Genomic DNA, 16556 nt, shown 5'->3' on the forward strand with positions numbered 1-16556 from the left:
TACAGCGGATTCCACCTTGGTGAGATACACCTACGCGGGCAAGATGCCCGCACTACATTATTTTTGTACATCATTTGTCTAAAATATGCTCTAATATTACTTCTTACTTCTTCCTTTTTCCTTCTTCCTTCCCTAATTAATACCAGGAACTTTTTGATAGATTAATTCAATCTGGCAATTAAAATTTACACTAGCACAATTGACTTTTTCTCCCCTGTTATAAGTTTGATAAATCCAAATTAATTGTTCATTTTTCCGAAAACATTCTATACTCATCTGAGACTGAGTAACTAATAGATATTCTTGCAAACTTGTAGCAGTTTGATAATCAGCAAATTTGCCTCCTCTATCAAAGTTAGCTGTCCTTGGAAACAAAATTTATATGATTAAAGAGGGATAAAGAATAAAATCTTCATTTGAACTTACAGCGGTTTTCATATGAATAAACCACAATCATACTGATTCATTACTCCTTACTCCTTACTCCTTACTCCTACAAAATTTTTGTGGTTTACTCAACTCAAAAGCACTGTAAGTCCCGTTCATCACAAGTTACTGCGACATCAGGATAATAATAACAGTTAGCTTCTTATAGTCGAACTTTAATATCGGAAGTAAGTACAACACAGTCATTACCGCGCAGATGAAGATTCAGTTCTGTGACTAAATTACTAGCAATAATAATGTGGGGTTTCTTTGCACCTACCATTGCATAAATTTTACCCCGTCTATACTAATGTTTAATCATACTTTCTCGCTCTCCTCCTAAATATTCTTCTGGAGAAATATAGAATTGACTTTGGTTAACTATCATGGGGTTTTACTCTGCTATTGATACTGTTATATTAGATCAATAACTACAGTAATTTACCGAAATATTGTGGTTTAAAGCATCCCCTTTTAAGGGGATAATAAATCAAAATTTTCCTGTTTTTTAATCCTCTTCTTTTCAAAGAAAGGTAATTCTTAATTCTTGAAACATAAATAGTATATATGAAATTTCCTTTTTTTTCGTTTAATAAACCCTCTAATTCTCCAATAACTAATAATTTAGTTACTCCAATTTGGCATCTTGCATGGGGAAAAATAGACCAGATAAAGGAAAATATTTCTTGGCATGATAACCACTTGATTATTTATGATACTCAACCAACTTTTAGCACTAACCAAAGGTTTGTTGTTGTGGGTGATATTTGCTTAACTAATCTGCCACAACTACAAAAACTTTTAGATATTTATACTAGTACTACTCCTGCTCAAATAGTAGCAGAATTATGGCAACGTTGTGGCTTAGAAACTTTTTTACTGCTAGAAGGAATTTTTGGTTTAGCAGTTTGGGATAGAGAAGAAAAAGAATTATGGATAGGGCGAGATCGCATCGGTGGGCGGACATTATATTACACAGTAAAAGACTCTACTATTTGGATTGCTCCAAGATTAAAAACTCTTTCTCCCTACCATTCAAAAGAATTAAATTTAATAGCTTTAAGGAATTATCTTTGTTGTGCTTTTGTGCCTGGGGAACGCACACTTTGGCAAAAGGTAAAAGAATTAAGACCAGGAAATTTTATCCGTTTTACTGATGAATTTAAAACCTACCCACAATTGGCTTATTGGCGACCACAAACACAAGTTAAAGATGCCAATAAACCTATGGAATATCATAGTCAAAAATTACGTCTACTTCTAGATCAAATTATTCCTGAATATCTGCCAAATAATCAACCAATGGGAGCCTATTTATCGGGTGGTTTAGATTCGAGTTGTATCACAGCATTAGCAGCAAAAAATCATAATTATCCAGTACATACTTATTCGATTCATTTTGGTGAAAAATTACCCAACGAATTAGAATTTTCTAGTTTAGTTGCTCAACATTGTAAAACTCAACATCACATCCTAGAAATCACCCCAGATGATATGTGGAATAATCTGCCAATTACTATGGCAAATTTAGATAATCCTATCGGTGATCCTTTGACAGTTCCTAATTATCTTTTAGGAAAGTTAGCAACAGAAAATGTGGAAGTTATTCTTAATGGTGAAGGAGGGGACCCTTGTTTTGGCGGACCGAAAAATAAGCCGATGTTATTAAATAGTATTTATGGTTCTTTGCAGGAAGGAAAGCCGGATACTGTTTCATCTTATTTGAGTTCTTTTCATAAATGTTTTAGAGATTTACCTAAGCTCTTACAAACGGATATTTGGGAAGCTGTAAAAACAGAACCTTATGTATTTGAATCTGATTTAAATTCTGAAGCTGATTATTTGAATCGCCTGATGTTACTCAATATTAAATTTAAAGGGGCAGACCATATTTTAACTAAGGTCAATAATATGACTATAGCAACTAATTTAATCGGACTTTCCCCATTATTTGACCAAAGAATTGTAGAACTAAGTTTAAAAATTCCACCAAAATATAAATTATCCGGTGCTGATGAGAAAGCAGTATTAAAACAAGCAGTGGCAGACTTATTACCAGAGACAATATTAACCCGTCCAAAAAGTGGAATGATGGTGCCTGTTAACTTTTGGTTTCGGGAAATATGGCAGCGTCGAACGAGGAATTTATTGTTAAGTAAAAAAGCGGCGATCGCTCCTTATTTAAATCAAGATTTAATCAAAAACTGGTTGAATTATCAGGGGGATACTTGGAACCGTTATGGTATTAAACTTTGGTTATTAATCAGTTTAGAAATTTGGCTACAAGTCAATCGTAAATAAACTCATGTAGGTTGCTTCTCGGAACCGAAATCCAACAATTATTGGTAAGTTAGGTTGTGGAAGGAAATCTAACAGACGGATAAGATAGATATAGGTTTTTATTAGGTTGCCCTGCTGCTTAACCCAACTTATAGTATTACAATATTTAACCAAAACTATCAGAGGCAAAAAAAACTACATTTCGACTACTACTATCATTATCAAAACTAATAAAAATTACTCCTTCATCACTACTATCACTCAAATCTAAACTACTCTCTGAATCTGAAGTATAACCATTAGCTACTGCTTGAGTTTTAGCAAGACCTTGAGAAGCCACTTGTAACAACTTACGAGGAGAAAAAGATTCTAATTCAACATAAAATCCTGCCTCTAACCATGCTAGTTCATCTGTTGATAAAGTTTGTTTGACTGCTTCTGAAATTATTCCTGCTTCTCTTGCAAATTCATCTGATTTTAAAATCCACATATTCTTACTAGCAAAGACATTACGCGGTAACAATCCTAAATCATAAATAATTATATTATTTCCCAGAAACCAATTAGGGTTAGTTCGGAGTTGATTAATGATACTAACCCCGCGAGGAGTAGCACTATGAAAAGTATAAACTTTTAAATCGGGATTCTGCCTTAACATTTGCATTACTGTAGTAAATATATTTTGAGGATATCCATCAATACTTAGTACAGCACAGTTATGTTCAAAGTGGAAATTATTTGCTATTAAAAACTGAGCAATTTCAGCACTGTCACAAACAATAACTCGGTCAAAACTATATGCTGTAATTTCTGAATTTATTTGTGTTAGTTCCCTAATTTCTCTGGTGGGAGGTAAAACATTTGTTACTTTACCATTTATCCTTTCCCATCGACTTAAGCATTGGGTAACTTCACTTTTACTTAAAACAAATGATTGCGGTATTTGATTTTGAATATTTAATTGTCGTCTACCAAAATAAAGTAAAAATATTCCTAAAACATTTCCGAATATAAATAATATGAATTCTGTAGTTGTAAGAGTAGAAAATTTAAAAAACCAAACTAAAACACCAACTATAATCAATCCCCCACTAACTTGTATCGCTCTAGTAAAACTTCTTCTAGTTTTAGGTTGAATTTTCTTGGCTTTACTTGCCCAAATAAAGTATGAAATCAAGCTTGAAAATATGATAATAGGTGATAAAAAATGGAATTCCATTACTAGACCAATATTAACTGTAAATGGCAATAAAAAAATTGAACCAAATAAACATCCAAATGGAGTAATATTTTTCCTTCCAAAACGCTTCTCTATCAAATACCAAAGTTGCTTAGGAGTAAAAAACAAAGTATTTTCCGAAGAAATAGTCTGAAGAGAATTATTGAAAAATATATCTGTAAACTTACTCCCTGCCTTGGGGTCAAAAACAAAAGGATGACGACAATTTTTACATCTACCTCTGGTTTCTGTTCTTTCTTTTAAATTATTATCTGTTCCACATCTCACACATTTCATCTATTTGCTCCTAACTAAAAATTTGACCATTCAATAAAATATTATAATCTTCTCGCTGACGAATTAATCTATGCTGATTTTTCTCCAATAAAATTTCAGCAGGTCGGGGTCTATGTAGAAAATGAGAAGACATGACATAACCATAAGCACCAGTATCTAAAATAGCTAAAATATCTCCTTCCTTTAAACTAGGTAACTGACAATTTTTTCCCAAATAATCCCGAGAATAGGTTGTATTTCCACAGACATCTGTTAAATATAAATCAGATTTATTTACTTCTAGAAAACTAACAATTTCTCGATAACCTCCATGTACAGATGGTACAGATAAATTAGCCACAGTTGTATCAACTCCAACTATTTGTTTATCTTCCTGCCATTTTACAGAAATAACTTTAGTTAATAATTTACCTGAACCAGCAATAGCAGCTCGACCAGGTTCGATAATTAATTGAATTTTTTTATCTAATTTTTCTATAGCTGCTGTTAACTCTCTACCAAAAGTTTGCCAATCAAAAGCTACTCCATTGTGATGATAAGGATAACCAAAACCACCTCCAAAATCTAAATATTCCCAATCGGGCAAAAGTTGACAAATTCCTAATATTGGTTCAATTACCTGAGTAAAAGCTTTAGTCGAATTTGTACCAGTACCGCGATAAAAATGTAAACTACTTAGTTTTAAACCTACCGAATTTGTAATTTTAATTACCTCGGAAAATTCTTCTGGTCTAACACCAATCCTACTATCCCCTGTTAATTCTGGTAAATTCAATCTTAAGCCTAATTTTGGCTTGGTTTCTTCTGTTGATTTTTCAGCAAACTTATCTATATATATGTCACAAAATAGCTGTAGTTGAGCCACACAGTCTAAATTGAAAGTAGTGACTCCCCAATCAAGTAATTCTGCAAATTCTTTGGCGTTTAAATTACTTCCACTGTAGACAATTTTTCCAGGATAAAAACCTGCTTTTAATCCGAGAAAAGCATCTCCTGGTGTATTAGCATGAAGACCCCATTCACACTGTCGAAAAATTTGTAGTAAAGATACATTGCCATTAGTCACAGTAGCAAACTGAAATTGTTTGTGGGGATAAGCAATAGATTGAGTAATATGATTAATTGTCTCTCGCAAAATATTCCCATCATAAACATATAGAGGTGAGCCATAAATGGCTAGTAATTCCTGGGCAAATTCCCGAGAAAAAGGAGTAACAAAATTTTGCATATTTTCTACGATAGTTAACTAAATAAGTAGAGCAATCTAGGTCATTATCTATGTTATCAGTAGAGAGTATGTGATTGGCTAATATATCACTATCAACTAATCATACTAAATCTGTTTTAGAAAAGTAATATAGAATCCGGGTAATTAGGGCTTGCTGATTAAATCTCAAAGCATTTACAAGAAATAAGGTGCCTTTTTATGTCTGGAAAAACTACCTCGTTTTCAGCTCTTTATGCTCAAAAAGTTAGCATTTTGGGCGCATAGTTGAGCAAAAAAATTACTCCCCTACTCCCCTACTCCCCTACTCCCCTACTCCCCCGCTCCCCTACTCCTTAAAAAAGACTTTTTCAGCCAACCCTAATTAGTTATCGTATAGCCTTAGGAGTCAGGATTTAGGAATCATATGAGAATGGCTTCGATACTATTTTTTAAGTTGGAAATTATCTTTTTTGTCAAAGGAACATCTCCTGTAATGTCTTTTTATCGCCCTTATTATTCGTAACATTCTTTTTTAAAAATGGTATTACACATACTTTAAAGCTAAAAATCTGATGCTGTAAAAATTACAGGGAATAAAATTAGGTAATTAATTTTGCCTAGTGCAGGATGACGGAAATAAGTGACCAGTGACAAAATACTCAAAGCCTTACCAATCAAAACTTCTGAAGTCTGAATTCAGAATTCAGACTTCCGCATAGCGGTACTAGGCACTTAAAATTTTTATCATATCGAATTTAACTTTTAACTTGCTCGATCCACTTCCACCACCAAGGTGGTAACCACAAAGAATTATATCCAAAATTACTAATAGTAGATTCTCCTAAAATTGTCACTCTCCAAATTTCCCAAATCATTAATAACCAGAGAATTTCACCTACACGCCTATTCCTAATTTGTCCTCCTAATTTTCCTTGAATTATAGTAATAGCTAAATCAGAAATAAATCTACCTTCTGCTTGTAAAACTTTTGGGTTTAACCATTGCCTAATTTCTGACCATAATTCATTTAAACACCAGTAATTTAATGGTACTCCCATTCCTCGTTTTTCTCGCCAAACAACTTCTGGAGGCAACCAAGATTCGACAGCTTTTTTGAGTATATATTTCTCATTTGAACCTTTTAAATTAAATTCTCCTGGCAATCTAAAAGTCCATTCTGCTAAAGCTAAATCACAAAAAGGCGATCGCACAACTAATCCATTAGCAAATGCTAAATTTGTCGCCCTAGGATGAATATTTTGTGCACCTTTCAACATTAAACTTGCGCGACGTAGTTTGTGAATTAATCCAGAACAAAAAGTATCATCTAAGGCAGATTCTATCCATTTTTCTGCTGAGATATTTTGTACTGTTTGATAAAAATCTGGCTGAAAAATCTGCTTTTCATATCCCCATAATTTATGAAAAGTTGGCAAATATTGTTCGATGAAATTTTCTTGCCTATTGTAAACAGCAGCAGCAATAATTGGTTTATTTGTCCAACCACCAAATAATTGATCTCCGCCTTCACCGTTGAAAATTACAGATACTTCTTGACTGGCAGTTTGACATAATAAATATAAAGGTACTGTCACCCCATCGCCAAAAGGTAAATCTAAAGCTTTTACTGTAGCTAATAAAGCTTTTTTTATTTGCTTCCCAGTTACAGATACTTTCACTAAAGGAATATCTAAATGTTGAGCAACTTTTTCTGCATATTGCCATTCAGGAAAGTATTTTTCCCCAAAATCTAGTGTATAAGCACGAATTTTTATCCCAGCTTGTACTAATAAAGCTGCAACTGTTGAAGAGTCTAATCCCCCAGATAGAAAAACTCCAACTGGTTCAGAAGGTAAATTAATAATTTGTCGATAAACTACACTTTTTAGCAAAATTTGTAATTGCTTAATTGCTTCATTTTTGTCTTCAATTTGTACTAAACTTTCCCGCCATTCATATCGCTGCTGAGTATATGTTTCTGGGTGAGAAAAAATCTGTTCTACTCCTGCGGGTATTGCGAAAATATTTTCTACTGGAGTTAGGGGAGTAGGTACATAAGAAAAACAAGTATAACCATAAAATCCAGCAATACTAACATCTGGGTTAGAGATAACAGATAATAAGAATTTTAACTGAGAAGCAAACCAAATAATTTTTTCTATCTTTACCCAATATAAAGGTACTCTGCCAAAAGGTTCTCTACCTAAAATTAACTGATTATTTTCTAGCTTTACCCAAGCATCTATACTATCCGAAAAACCAGAAGCAGAGATAGAAGCAATTAAACTCTTACCTCTGGTTATTGTCACCTTTTTCGGACTAATATAACTAACCCCACAAATAATTTTTCCCAGGGAAAAATCCAAAACTTTGGTGTTTTCTTCCCCAGTTACTTTAGCGATAATATTATTTAATTCTAGGGAGAAACCATAACCCCAATAACCAATAAATTGATATTGCACCTAACCACAAAATTCTACTTAACTGTAAACTCAGTTTTACTGATAGAGCGATCGCCTAAATACATCTTTACCTGCCATTTTCCCACAGGTGAACTAGGATTAAATTGATACCTACAATAAGTCGGCCAAACTTCTTTATTAATTTGCTTAGTTTGATAACTATTTTGATGACTAATTTCACCATTAGGATTAATCCAGTCGCACCCTAAAGAAAGTTTTTTTCCTACTGGTGCATCTTGCAAAGTTACCCGATAAAATACCTCCGGATTTTGTTGACTATCTACCACAGTTAAAGTTTTTTTACCACTATTTGTTTCTAATGTCAATTGACTTTGACCTGGATTAGCATAAATATTTTTTAATGTTTGTCGTTGAGTTTGAAACCATAAGAAACTAGCAGCTATTACTACTACCAACCCAGAAACCACCCCTACAGTTATTAACTTATTCCGTTTTTGTTGTGCTTCTAGTGCTTCCCGTCGTTGCAATTGCATCATTGCCTCATCCACTAGATCAGTAGGTAGATTTAGCTCTTGCAAAATCTGCTGCATCTGCTCTCGGTTAATTTCTTCATCGCGAAGTTGAGATAACCGCTCAACTTCTCCTACCAGTTGAGTAAATTCTGCTTGTGTTAATCGTTCTTCTGTCATCGATATTAAGTTAGGAAAATTCTACTAATAGACATCTTCAATAATAAAAAATAAAATAAATTATTACACAAAAATTATCAATTATTTCACCCTACTCCCTATTCTCTATTTTCTGGAGATTTATCTTCCACTTATTTGTTAAAGATAGGAACAGTTGAAAAAAGATGGCGTCGCCAATTTACCTCAGTAGTTTATGGGAATGTATTAGCGCAATAAAATAGGGAAACTATAGTAGTTTAACTTAAAGATGAGACGTTTTTTCCTCTGAAAATCTCTCATAGCAAGAAAGCTTTATCTCAATCTAAAGTTAAATGACTATAGCAATCCTAAATAGGTCGTGACAAATTAAAAAGTTGAAACTCCCACCTGTTCCCTGTTCCCTATTCCCTAAAAAGCAGTAATATTTTTGCCACGAATAAAATAGGATTGCTATACATAATGACTATATATCTAAATAGAGAATCATGGAGAAAGGTTATCCTCAAGTTTTTGAAGAATTAAATAAAGTCTAAGTTTATAAGAACCCGAGAGAGAAAACCACATAAGAAAACCACATAAAAAGAAGCAAAATAACTCTTGATAAGTTTAGCTTTCAAGAGTTTAATTATATTAATTATCTGGGAAAATTTTAATTACTTCTGAAAAATTCTTGGGTCTTTAACCACTACTCTAAGAACCATTTGTTTCAATAAATCTAAATAGTCAGGAGTAAAAACTCCATTTTCCATTGCTTCTTTCAATGCTTTTACTTCTTCTGATTGAGGATTTGGATGATTATGTACTATCCAATACAAATAGGGAGATATTTCTGAATACATGGCAAAGATTTTTTCTGGGTGAGTCGTCTGTATCATTTGTACCATTGAGTTTAAATCAGAAATAGACTTTTGATAACCTTCCCATAATTTCTCTTTTTCCCAAGTCTTGGTATCTTTATTTAATTGATAGCGATTGTTTAAGAAAGTGGAAAATATCACCATACCTCCACCAACTAACGAGCTAATAACATATTTCCAACCATCAGGAATATCTGGGATAACCATTGGTTTTATTTCCCTCGATTTATATATGCAGTAACTAAATTATACAAAATGTATTTGCTTATAGAAGCCATTTGGTATCTTTGCACGCGATTAAATTTTTGAGTCAGGAGTCATTCGTGGGATAGAGGCAATACAGGAAAAAACAGGAAAAAGATTGAAAAATACTCTAATGCACCCCATCTCCCAATCTCCTCTAACTTTTAACTTTTATTTCCCATGTCGTTTTTGATGCCACTGCCAAGCATGAGCAACAATTTCTTTCACCTCTGGATATTTGGGAGACCAACCTAATACTTTCCTTGCTTTATCACTACTCCCTACCAAAACAGGTGCATCTCCTGGTCGGCGATCGCGCTCCTCTACCTTGAATTCTCTTCCAGTTACTTCCTTGACAGTCTCTATCACTTCCCTAACCGAAAACCCATTACCATTACCTAAATTAAAGATATCGCTGTTACCTCCATCTAACAAATATTTTAATCCCAAAACATGAGCATCTGCTAAATCACACACATGAATATAATCTCGAATACAAGTACCATCAGGAGTATCATAGTCTGTGCCAAAAATTAATATAGAGTCTCGCTTACCTAATGCTGCAAATAATACTAGGGGAATCAGATGAGTTTCCGGATTATGATCTTCTCCAGTCAAACCATTGGGATGCGCTCCCGCTGCATTAAAGTAGCGAAAACAAACCGACTTAAAATCATAAGCAACCTCAAAGTCTGCAAGTATTTGCTCGACCATTCGTTTACTCGCACCATAAGGATTAATCGGATTTTTTGGATGGTCTTCAGGAATAGGACTGGTTTGCGGTTCCCCATAGATAGCAGCAGTTGAAGAGAAAACAAACTTTTTTACATCTGCTTTGAGCATCGCTTCTAATAATGTTAGTGTGCCAAGTACATTATTGTGGTAATACTTTTGGGGATCTTTGACTGATTCGCCGACAAAAATATATGCAGCAAAGTGCATCACTGCTGCAATGTTGTGAGTAGCAAAAATTTTATCTAATAAGGAGCGATCGCTAGTATCCCCAACAATCATTTCTACTTTCAGGACATTTTCTACAATATCCCGATGTCCATAGACAAGGTTATCCAAAATTACTACATCATAACCTGCATTTTGTAAAGCTTGTACTGCATGGGAACCAATATATCCTGCTCCCCCAGTTACTAAAATAGTTTCCTTAGTTTGTGACACTTTTTCAGTTTCCTTTTAACTGTTAATTTAGTAGTTCCCCTAAAATAAATATAGGTAGGTATAAAAAATAAGTTTTTACTTCTACCTCTAATAGTCTGTTAATTTGTTGATAATGTGAGGGTCTTGCTCACAACCGGAGCTACCCAAAAATTAAATTTTGACAGGCTAATATAATTATTCTAATTCTTTCTTGTTACTATACATGAAAATATTTCCAATCCCCAAAAAAAAGAAATTGGAACTAGAGAAAACCATTTTAAATGTGGAACTTTGTGTGTTATGCTTCTAGGATGAAGTGCTTTTTTTCAATACCCTTTACTCCCTGCACTCCCCAGGACTTTGAAGACAGGCCATAGGCATAAAACTACTTATTGCTAATAACAACAGGCACAAGCTAAACCACCCCAAAACCTAGATAGACTACCAGGCATACTCAGAGAAGATAAAGACAAATTCTGTTCATAAGAAGAATGTATGGTTTGTTTTGACTGAGGAGGGGATACAAAACTGGTCTTAGTATCATTATGATAACCACCAAAATACTTCACTGGTGACCAATCAGGACTTACAGGTAAAGGTGGAGGAGATAAATTACTAAATTCAGCACTCGCATATACAGTTTTTCCATCAACAATAGTTATAACTGATTCTAGATGTTTAATTGCCTCTTCCGGTACAGAGAAATAGTCTTCTGATAACACTGCTAAATCCGCCAATTGACCAGGAACGATTGCTCCTTTATTACCTTTTTGATTAGAGAACCAAGCAGCAGCGGTACTATATAACCTCAAAGCATCCATACGATCCAAGCGATTAACTTCAGGATAAATAGTGGTTCCTCCGACAGTTTTACCCGAAACCAACCAGTACAAACCCACCCAAGGATTGTAACTCGCTACCCTCGTACCATCAGTACCTCCAGAGATGGGAACATCCATTGCCATAATTTTTTTAATCGGAGGAGTATTACTGGCAGCGTCCAAACCATAAAGATCTGTAAAATATTCTCCTTGAAAAGCCATCCGATGTTGAATAGCAATACCACCACCTAAAGCCTTGACTCGCTCGATATTGCGATCGCTAATCGTCTCTGCATGGTCTAATATCCAGTGCATTTCACCAAAGGGAACTTCCTGATTAACCGTTTCAAACACATTCAAAAACCGAGAAATTGACTCATCGTAGGTAGCATGGAGTCTAAAAGGCCATTTATTCTCAGCCAGAAGTTTAATCACTTCTGTTAATTCTGTTTCCATTTGCGGATTCAGATCCGGACGAGGTTCGGTAAAATCTTCAAAATCTGCAGCCGAGAACACCAACATTTCCCCCGCACCATTAAGCTGATAAAAATCGTCTCCCTGACCAGGATTAGCAATTGAAATCCATCTTTCAAAATCTGCTTTTTTTTTTCCTGGGTTTTGGGTAAACAGATTATAAGCAACCCTAACTGTCATCAATCCTTCTTTATGGAGTCTGTCAATAATTTGATAGTCATCGGAAAAATTTTGTCCTCCACCACCAGCATCGATGACGCTAGTAATTCCCAAGCGGTTCATTTCCCGCATATAATGACGACTAGAATTAATTTGGTCTTCTAAAGCTAACCTCGGTCCTTGAGCGATCGCAGCAGAAGAATAGTAGCATTGGGTTTAGCAATTAGCATTCCTGTAGGATTCCCTTTACTATCCCTTTCAATTACTCAATGAGGAGGTGGCGTCGTATTCCTGTCAATTCCCAAAGCTTTTAACGCTGCACCATTAAGTCAAGCACGGTTGTAAAGATTCAGCACAAACACTGGAACATCTTGAGACACCGCATTAATTTCTGCTATTGTAGGCATTCTGCGTTCAGCAAACTGAAATTCACTCCAACCACCAATCACTCGCACCCATTGAGGAGCTGGAGTTCTGCGAGCTTGTTCTTTGAGCATTCTTAGGGCATCTGCCAGAGAAGGAACACCATCCCAGCAGTTCCATATTGTAGTTTAAACCACCACGAATTAAGTGAGTATGACTATCATTCAAACCAGGAATTACAGTACGGCGATTAAGATCGATAACTTTTGTGTTATCTCCCTGATAAGCTATTACTTCTTTTTCTGTACCAACCGCGAGAAAACGATTATCCTTAATGGCTACAGCTTCAGCAAAAGAACGTTTATCATCTTGGGTGGCAATACGAGCATTATTAAGGATTAAGTCAGCTTTTTGACTGGTGTCGGCAGGATTTTCTCCCCCAGATTGGCACCCATGTAGTAAATAAGTAGAAAATCCTGTTGCTAGAGCCAACTTAAAAAAATCTCGTCTACGGAACTTTTGGTAATGATTTATAAATTTCAATTTTTTAACTAAGAAAGCCTATTTGATAATTCTATACTTAAGCATTTTTGATTTCTCAATAATATCTCTAACATTATAGTTTTTGAACACTGTATATATAGTTTGAATATTGTGTAACCCATGTAAGGTTGATCAGGATGAAATTAAAGAATTTCAGAAACTAAAGGTGTATTGTCTATTAAGTCCATTTTCAAAACTGGTTGTCAGAATTGTTGGCAGGTTAAAGAACTTAGCTGATTCTGCCACAGCTAAAACATTATTTTTAAATTTATTGGGAGAATAATCCTGTACTAAGGAGATTAGGCCAGCCTAATGATCGATCAGTAAAACAACTGCATTTTCTTTTGATAAACGCTTGTACTGGTAAAAAGTAGTCATATTGATTTTTTTAGGCGTTGCATATTTGCCGGATGAATTACAGTTTTAGAGAAAGAGGAAGTACAAAGATGGGACTTACTTTTTCTACAAAGATTCATTCCTTGTTTTAGCAATGCCCTTTACTTATAATTATACAGCACAAGATTTCCAATCCCCAAAATAGAGATTGGAAGTTAGAGAAAACTACCATGAATCTGGAAACTTTTGTGTTATGCTTCTAAGGCAAAGTGTTTTTCAATCACTTCAGGAATTTCTGCTGAATTAATCCGACTGTATTTAGCTTTGTTCGGCATAATTACCATATTTGGTCCTGCTTTGCACTTTTTCAGGCATCCGGTTTTCTTAATTGTCACCTGGTTTTGTAAGCCCCGATTGCTAATTGCTTCAGATAATGCTTGACAAACTTTGCCTGCACCTCTTTTTTGACAATCAGATTTTTGACATACCAAAATCTGAGCTTTTTTACCAGCACATTTAGCTCCAGTTACTTTTTGAGATTTGCTACACATGTGCTCAGTTTCTGGCAATCTTAGCTCTATGAGTGGGCTAGATGAATTATCAACTAATTGCACAGTATGATTTTGGCATGGTGTTGTTGAATTTTTGCTAAAATCTGGTATAATTTTAAAAGCTTTCAATTCTTCTTCACCAGTTTTTTTACAGACTGTCATTTCACCAGTCATTTTCACCCCTAAACCTGGTATTAATACTGATGAAAAATTCTGTCGTAAACGCTTGGCTACTTTGACAACATAATTATTTCCTGCTGGTGTCTCCACATGAACATATTTCACTTTATAGCCATCTTTGATGGTAACTTCTTGAACTTTTCCTTCCAGACTGAATTTTTTCTGATACTTCTTAAATTTAGACATTGTTGGTTGCTTTCGCTTACTAATGGTTATCTATGTGGCTTGGGATAGGTTTAATTACTTTAGGTAAAAGTTTTGTATCTCTACAGATAAATACATTACTTTTGCCCCTATCTAATTCATGGTATTAATTCAGGATATTAGCTAACCTCCCAACAACTTTGTAACAATTGCACCAATTCGTGACGATTAGCTGTGAATTGTTTTAAAACACTTTCGAGTTGGTTAGCTTCATTTGTGTTTTTGAGATTTACCTGCAATGGCTTTTGTGCTTCACACCAACAATCAATATCTAACTCTTGTAAGCGTCTATAGACTTGCCATCTATCTACACAACTTACTTGTAAAATTTCACAGGTGTCTGGCCTCTGGTTGAATGTACTCATTTTTTTACAATTGAAATATATTAGCACTAAGTTTATTTGTAAGCTCTGGTGGAAGTGGAGTATGTTTCTACCAGTAAACCTTTATTTGTAAGTATACAATACCTAATAAATTTTCTCAATAGTCTGATAAAAATTTAGTTGTTAACTCACAATATCTTTTATCTGTGAACCTGAGTCAGGTTGACTCTCCTATTAACTGTGGTAGACTTAAGACTATTACCAATAAAAAAGCTAGATAACTAGCATTAAACTAAGTTAATTGACAGAGGAATAAATAATATGACTACAGCAACTCCAGTACAAGTATTTGGTCAGATTGCAGATAACCCAATTGGATTAGAAAAAAGTGTTACTGAACCTGTATGTGAGGGCATGAATATAGCTTTGGCCAGTTTCCAAGCTTTATACCTCCAATATGAAAAACATCATTTTGTTGTAGAAGGAGCAGAGTTCACCCAACTGCATGACTTCTTTAAAGAAAGTTATGATGATGTAAGAGATCATGTCCATGAGTTGGCTGAACGCCTAAATGGTCTTGGTGGCGTTCCAGTTGCTAGCTTTACTAAGTTAGCTGAAATGTGCTGCTTTACTCCGGAGGAAGATGGCAGCTTTAACTCTCGTACTATGCTCGAACATGATCTAAAAGCAGAACAGGAAGTAATTAAATTATTACGTCGTCTTGCTGGACAAGCTGACAGTTTAGGCGATCGCGCTACTCGCTATCTCTATGAGAAAATTCTACTCGAAACAGAAGAGCGTGCATATCATTTAGACCATTTCCTTGCTCCAGATACATTAGTAGTATTGAACTAGGTTAAATATTCAAGCTAACAATTTAACTTTCGGGAAAATTATCAACATAGAATCGGCAGGTAGATGCAACACCTGAATTTTTGTTTGTAATATAATCATTTAAACTAGCAAAAGTCTTGATCTTGGTAGAATTGGCAGGCAAAAATCAGAAATTAAATTAGTCATATTTTGCCTGTTAAACTTCCATGAGGCAGAAAATACAAGAATATTAACTGGCAGAGAGATACACCCATCTCCTCTGTCAATTTTTTTTTGCTAGATGAAGTAGCTACTAAACGAAGTATAACCCTGTTGCAAAAATTTAGCAACTACCCTGGACAAAATTTAATTTTTGTAAAATAGATCACTAAATTTGTTGATTAATCAACTGGAATGATGTAAAGAAAAAAATTGACTGTCCATTTCACAACAGCACTAATTGACCAGTAAATCCAATATTTTGCTTGCTAGGAGTCTTCAAGTCAGTCAGGCCAGCTAAAAAAGCTTTTTTCTTCCTTCCTGTCCTCTATTTTCCTGCGAAAACGCTCCACGGACAGAATGTAAGACGCACATCTGACAGTCAAAAGTAAGATTTCATAGACTCAAAACTTTGACGCTACAGTAATTTGAGGAAATTATTTCACATCTAAAGACTGACATTTCCTGCTAAATACTGCGCAAACAAGCATTTTTTCTTCCAGAAAATTTCTAAGTAGCATTAAGACAAATTAATTATAGAAAGAGTCATTATTGTTTGTAGAGAATGACAGAGGAAAACACCTATTTTTATATTGGCTAGTCCATGTATCGTCGGCCTCAAGATACAAGGTTTGTTCTGTAAACCCCACATCCAATAATATTGGATCTTTAATCGCTTCGTTTCTGCTTAATTTGGCCTAATTTTGGACGACTAAATGTGATTATAGGCCAATATGATTACCATTACCGAATAATTATTAATTATTAATTATTAATTAAATAATTCAGGTTTAAAGC

The 16556-nt window shown here is 34.6% G+C and carries 14 protein-coding genes; 2 read left to right on the forward strand and 12 right to left on the reverse strand.

Features of this window, described 5'->3' with window-relative positions; translation table 11 throughout:
* Positions 1–132: 132 nt before the first annotated feature.
* Complete coding sequence (locus tag ACP6PL_RS14185; RefSeq protein ID WP_426545911.1) at positions 133–375, reverse strand: Uma2 family endonuclease; 243 nt, start codon at positions 373–375, stop codon at positions 133–135.
* A gap of 618 nt (positions 376–993) precedes the next feature.
* Here ACP6PL_RS14185 and ACP6PL_RS14190 point away from each other — a divergent pair.
* Positions 994–2727, forward strand: coding sequence for an asparagine synthetase B family protein (locus ACP6PL_RS14190; RefSeq protein WP_426545912.1), 1734 nt, complete (start codon positions 994–996; stop codon positions 2725–2727).
* A 145-nt stretch (positions 2728–2872) separates the two neighbouring features.
* Here ACP6PL_RS14190 and ACP6PL_RS14195 read toward each other — a convergent pair whose 3' ends face one another.
* From ACP6PL_RS14195 to ACP6PL_RS14245, 11 genes are all read right to left on the reverse strand, one after another.
* Positions 2873–4222 carry a toprim domain-containing protein gene (locus ACP6PL_RS14195; RefSeq protein WP_426545913.1) on the reverse strand — a complete coding sequence of 450 codons (1350 nt, stop codon included), beginning with the start codon at positions 4220–4222 and terminating at the stop codon, positions 2873–2875.
* 10 nt (positions 4223–4232) lie between these two features.
* Complete coding sequence (locus ACP6PL_RS14200) at positions 4233–5450, reverse strand: diaminopimelate decarboxylase family protein (protein ID WP_426545914.1); 1218 nt, start codon at positions 5448–5450, stop codon at positions 4233–4235.
* A 734-nt stretch (positions 5451–6184) separates the two neighbouring features.
* On the reverse strand, positions 6185–7891 hold the full coding sequence (locus tag ACP6PL_RS14205; RefSeq protein ID WP_426545915.1) for an asparagine synthetase B family protein: 1707 nt from the start codon (positions 7889–7891) through the stop codon (positions 6185–6187).
* 14 nt (positions 7892–7905) lie between these two features.
* Positions 7906–8541, reverse strand: a complete 636-nt coding sequence (locus ACP6PL_RS14210; protein WP_426545916.1) for a hypothetical protein — start codon at positions 8539–8541, stop codon at positions 7906–7908.
* Between the two features lie 632 nt (positions 8542–9173).
* On the reverse strand, positions 9174–9584 hold the full coding sequence (locus ACP6PL_RS14215; protein ID WP_426545917.1) for a hypothetical protein: 411 nt from the start codon (positions 9582–9584) through the stop codon (positions 9174–9176).
* A 207-nt stretch (positions 9585–9791) separates the two neighbouring features.
* Positions 9792–10793, reverse strand: a complete 1002-nt coding sequence (galE, locus tag ACP6PL_RS14220) for a UDP-glucose 4-epimerase GalE (RefSeq protein ID WP_426545918.1) — start codon at positions 10791–10793, stop codon at positions 9792–9794.
* A gap of 374 nt (positions 10794–11167) precedes the next feature.
* Entirely contained in the window at positions 11168–12415 is a 1248-nt protein-coding gene (locus ACP6PL_RS14225; protein ID WP_426545924.1) for an amidohydrolase family protein, read from the reverse strand.
* A gap of 140 nt (positions 12416–12555) precedes the next feature.
* A complete protein-coding gene (locus tag ACP6PL_RS14230; protein ID WP_426545919.1) occupies positions 12556–12723 on the reverse strand; it encodes an amidohydrolase family protein in 168 nt (55 codons plus the stop codon).
* Positions 12656–13132, reverse strand: coding sequence for an amidohydrolase family protein (locus tag ACP6PL_RS14235; RefSeq protein ID WP_426545920.1), 477 nt, complete (start codon positions 13130–13132; stop codon positions 12656–12658). The genes ACP6PL_RS14230 and ACP6PL_RS14235 overlap by 68 nt, the downstream gene beginning before the upstream one ends.
* 587 nt (positions 13133–13719) lie before the next feature.
* Positions 13720–14385, reverse strand: a complete 666-nt coding sequence (locus tag ACP6PL_RS14240; RefSeq protein WP_426545921.1) for a (2Fe-2S) ferredoxin domain-containing protein — start codon at positions 14383–14385, stop codon at positions 13720–13722.
* 137 nt (positions 14386–14522) lie between these two features.
* Positions 14523–14768 (reverse strand): Asr1405/Asl0597 family protein, encoded by a 246-nt coding sequence (locus ACP6PL_RS14245; RefSeq protein ID WP_426545922.1) that lies wholly within the window; start codon positions 14766–14768, stop codon positions 14523–14525.
* Between the two features lie 279 nt (positions 14769–15047).
* Here ACP6PL_RS14245 and dpsA point away from each other — a divergent pair, with 279 nt between their 5' ends.
* Positions 15048–15581, forward strand: a complete 534-nt coding sequence (dpsA, locus tag ACP6PL_RS14250; protein ID WP_426545923.1) for a DNA starvation/stress protection protein DpsA — start codon at positions 15048–15050, stop codon at positions 15579–15581.
* Positions 15582–16556: the final 975 nt, after the last annotated feature.

The organism is Dapis purpurea BLCC-M126 (assembly GCF_050015975.1).
Classification (GTDB): Bacteria; Cyanobacteriota; Cyanobacteriia; order Cyanobacteriales; family Microcoleaceae; genus Trichodesmium.

Excerpts from the sequence above, each read along its gene's own strand:
- ACP6PL_RS14190 (WP_426545912.1), top strand. The coding sequence starts at position 994 with ATGAAATTTCCTTTTTTTTCGTTTAATAAACCCTCTAATTCTCCAATA.
- ACP6PL_RS14195 (WP_426545913.1), bottom strand. The coding sequence starts at position 4,222 with ATGAAATGTGTGAGATGTGGAACAGATAATAATTTAAAAGAAAGAACA.
- ACP6PL_RS14200 (WP_426545914.1), bottom strand. The coding sequence starts at position 5,450 with ATGCAAAATTTTGTTACTCCTTTTTCTCGGGAATTTGCCCAGGAATTA.
- ACP6PL_RS14210 (WP_426545916.1), bottom strand. The coding sequence starts at position 8,541 with ATGACAGAAGAACGATTAACACAAGCAGAATTTACTCAACTGGTAGGA.
- ACP6PL_RS14215 (WP_426545917.1), bottom strand. The coding sequence starts at position 9,584 with ATGGTTATCCCAGATATTCCTGATGGTTGGAAATATGTTATTAGCTCG.
- ACP6PL_RS14230 (WP_426545919.1), bottom strand. The coding sequence starts at position 12,723 with ATGCTCAAAGAACAAGCTCGCAGAACTCCAGCTCCTCAATGGGTGCGA.
- ACP6PL_RS14240 (WP_426545921.1), bottom strand. The coding sequence starts at position 14,385 with ATGTCTAAATTTAAGAAGTATCAGAAAAAATTCAGTCTGGAAGGAAAA.
- ACP6PL_RS14245 (WP_426545922.1), bottom strand. The coding sequence starts at position 14,768 with ATGAGTACATTCAACCAGAGGCCAGACACCTGTGAAATTTTACAAGTA.
- dpsA (WP_426545923.1), top strand. The coding sequence starts at position 15,048 with ATGACTACAGCAACTCCAGTACAAGTATTTGGTCAGATTGCAGATAAC.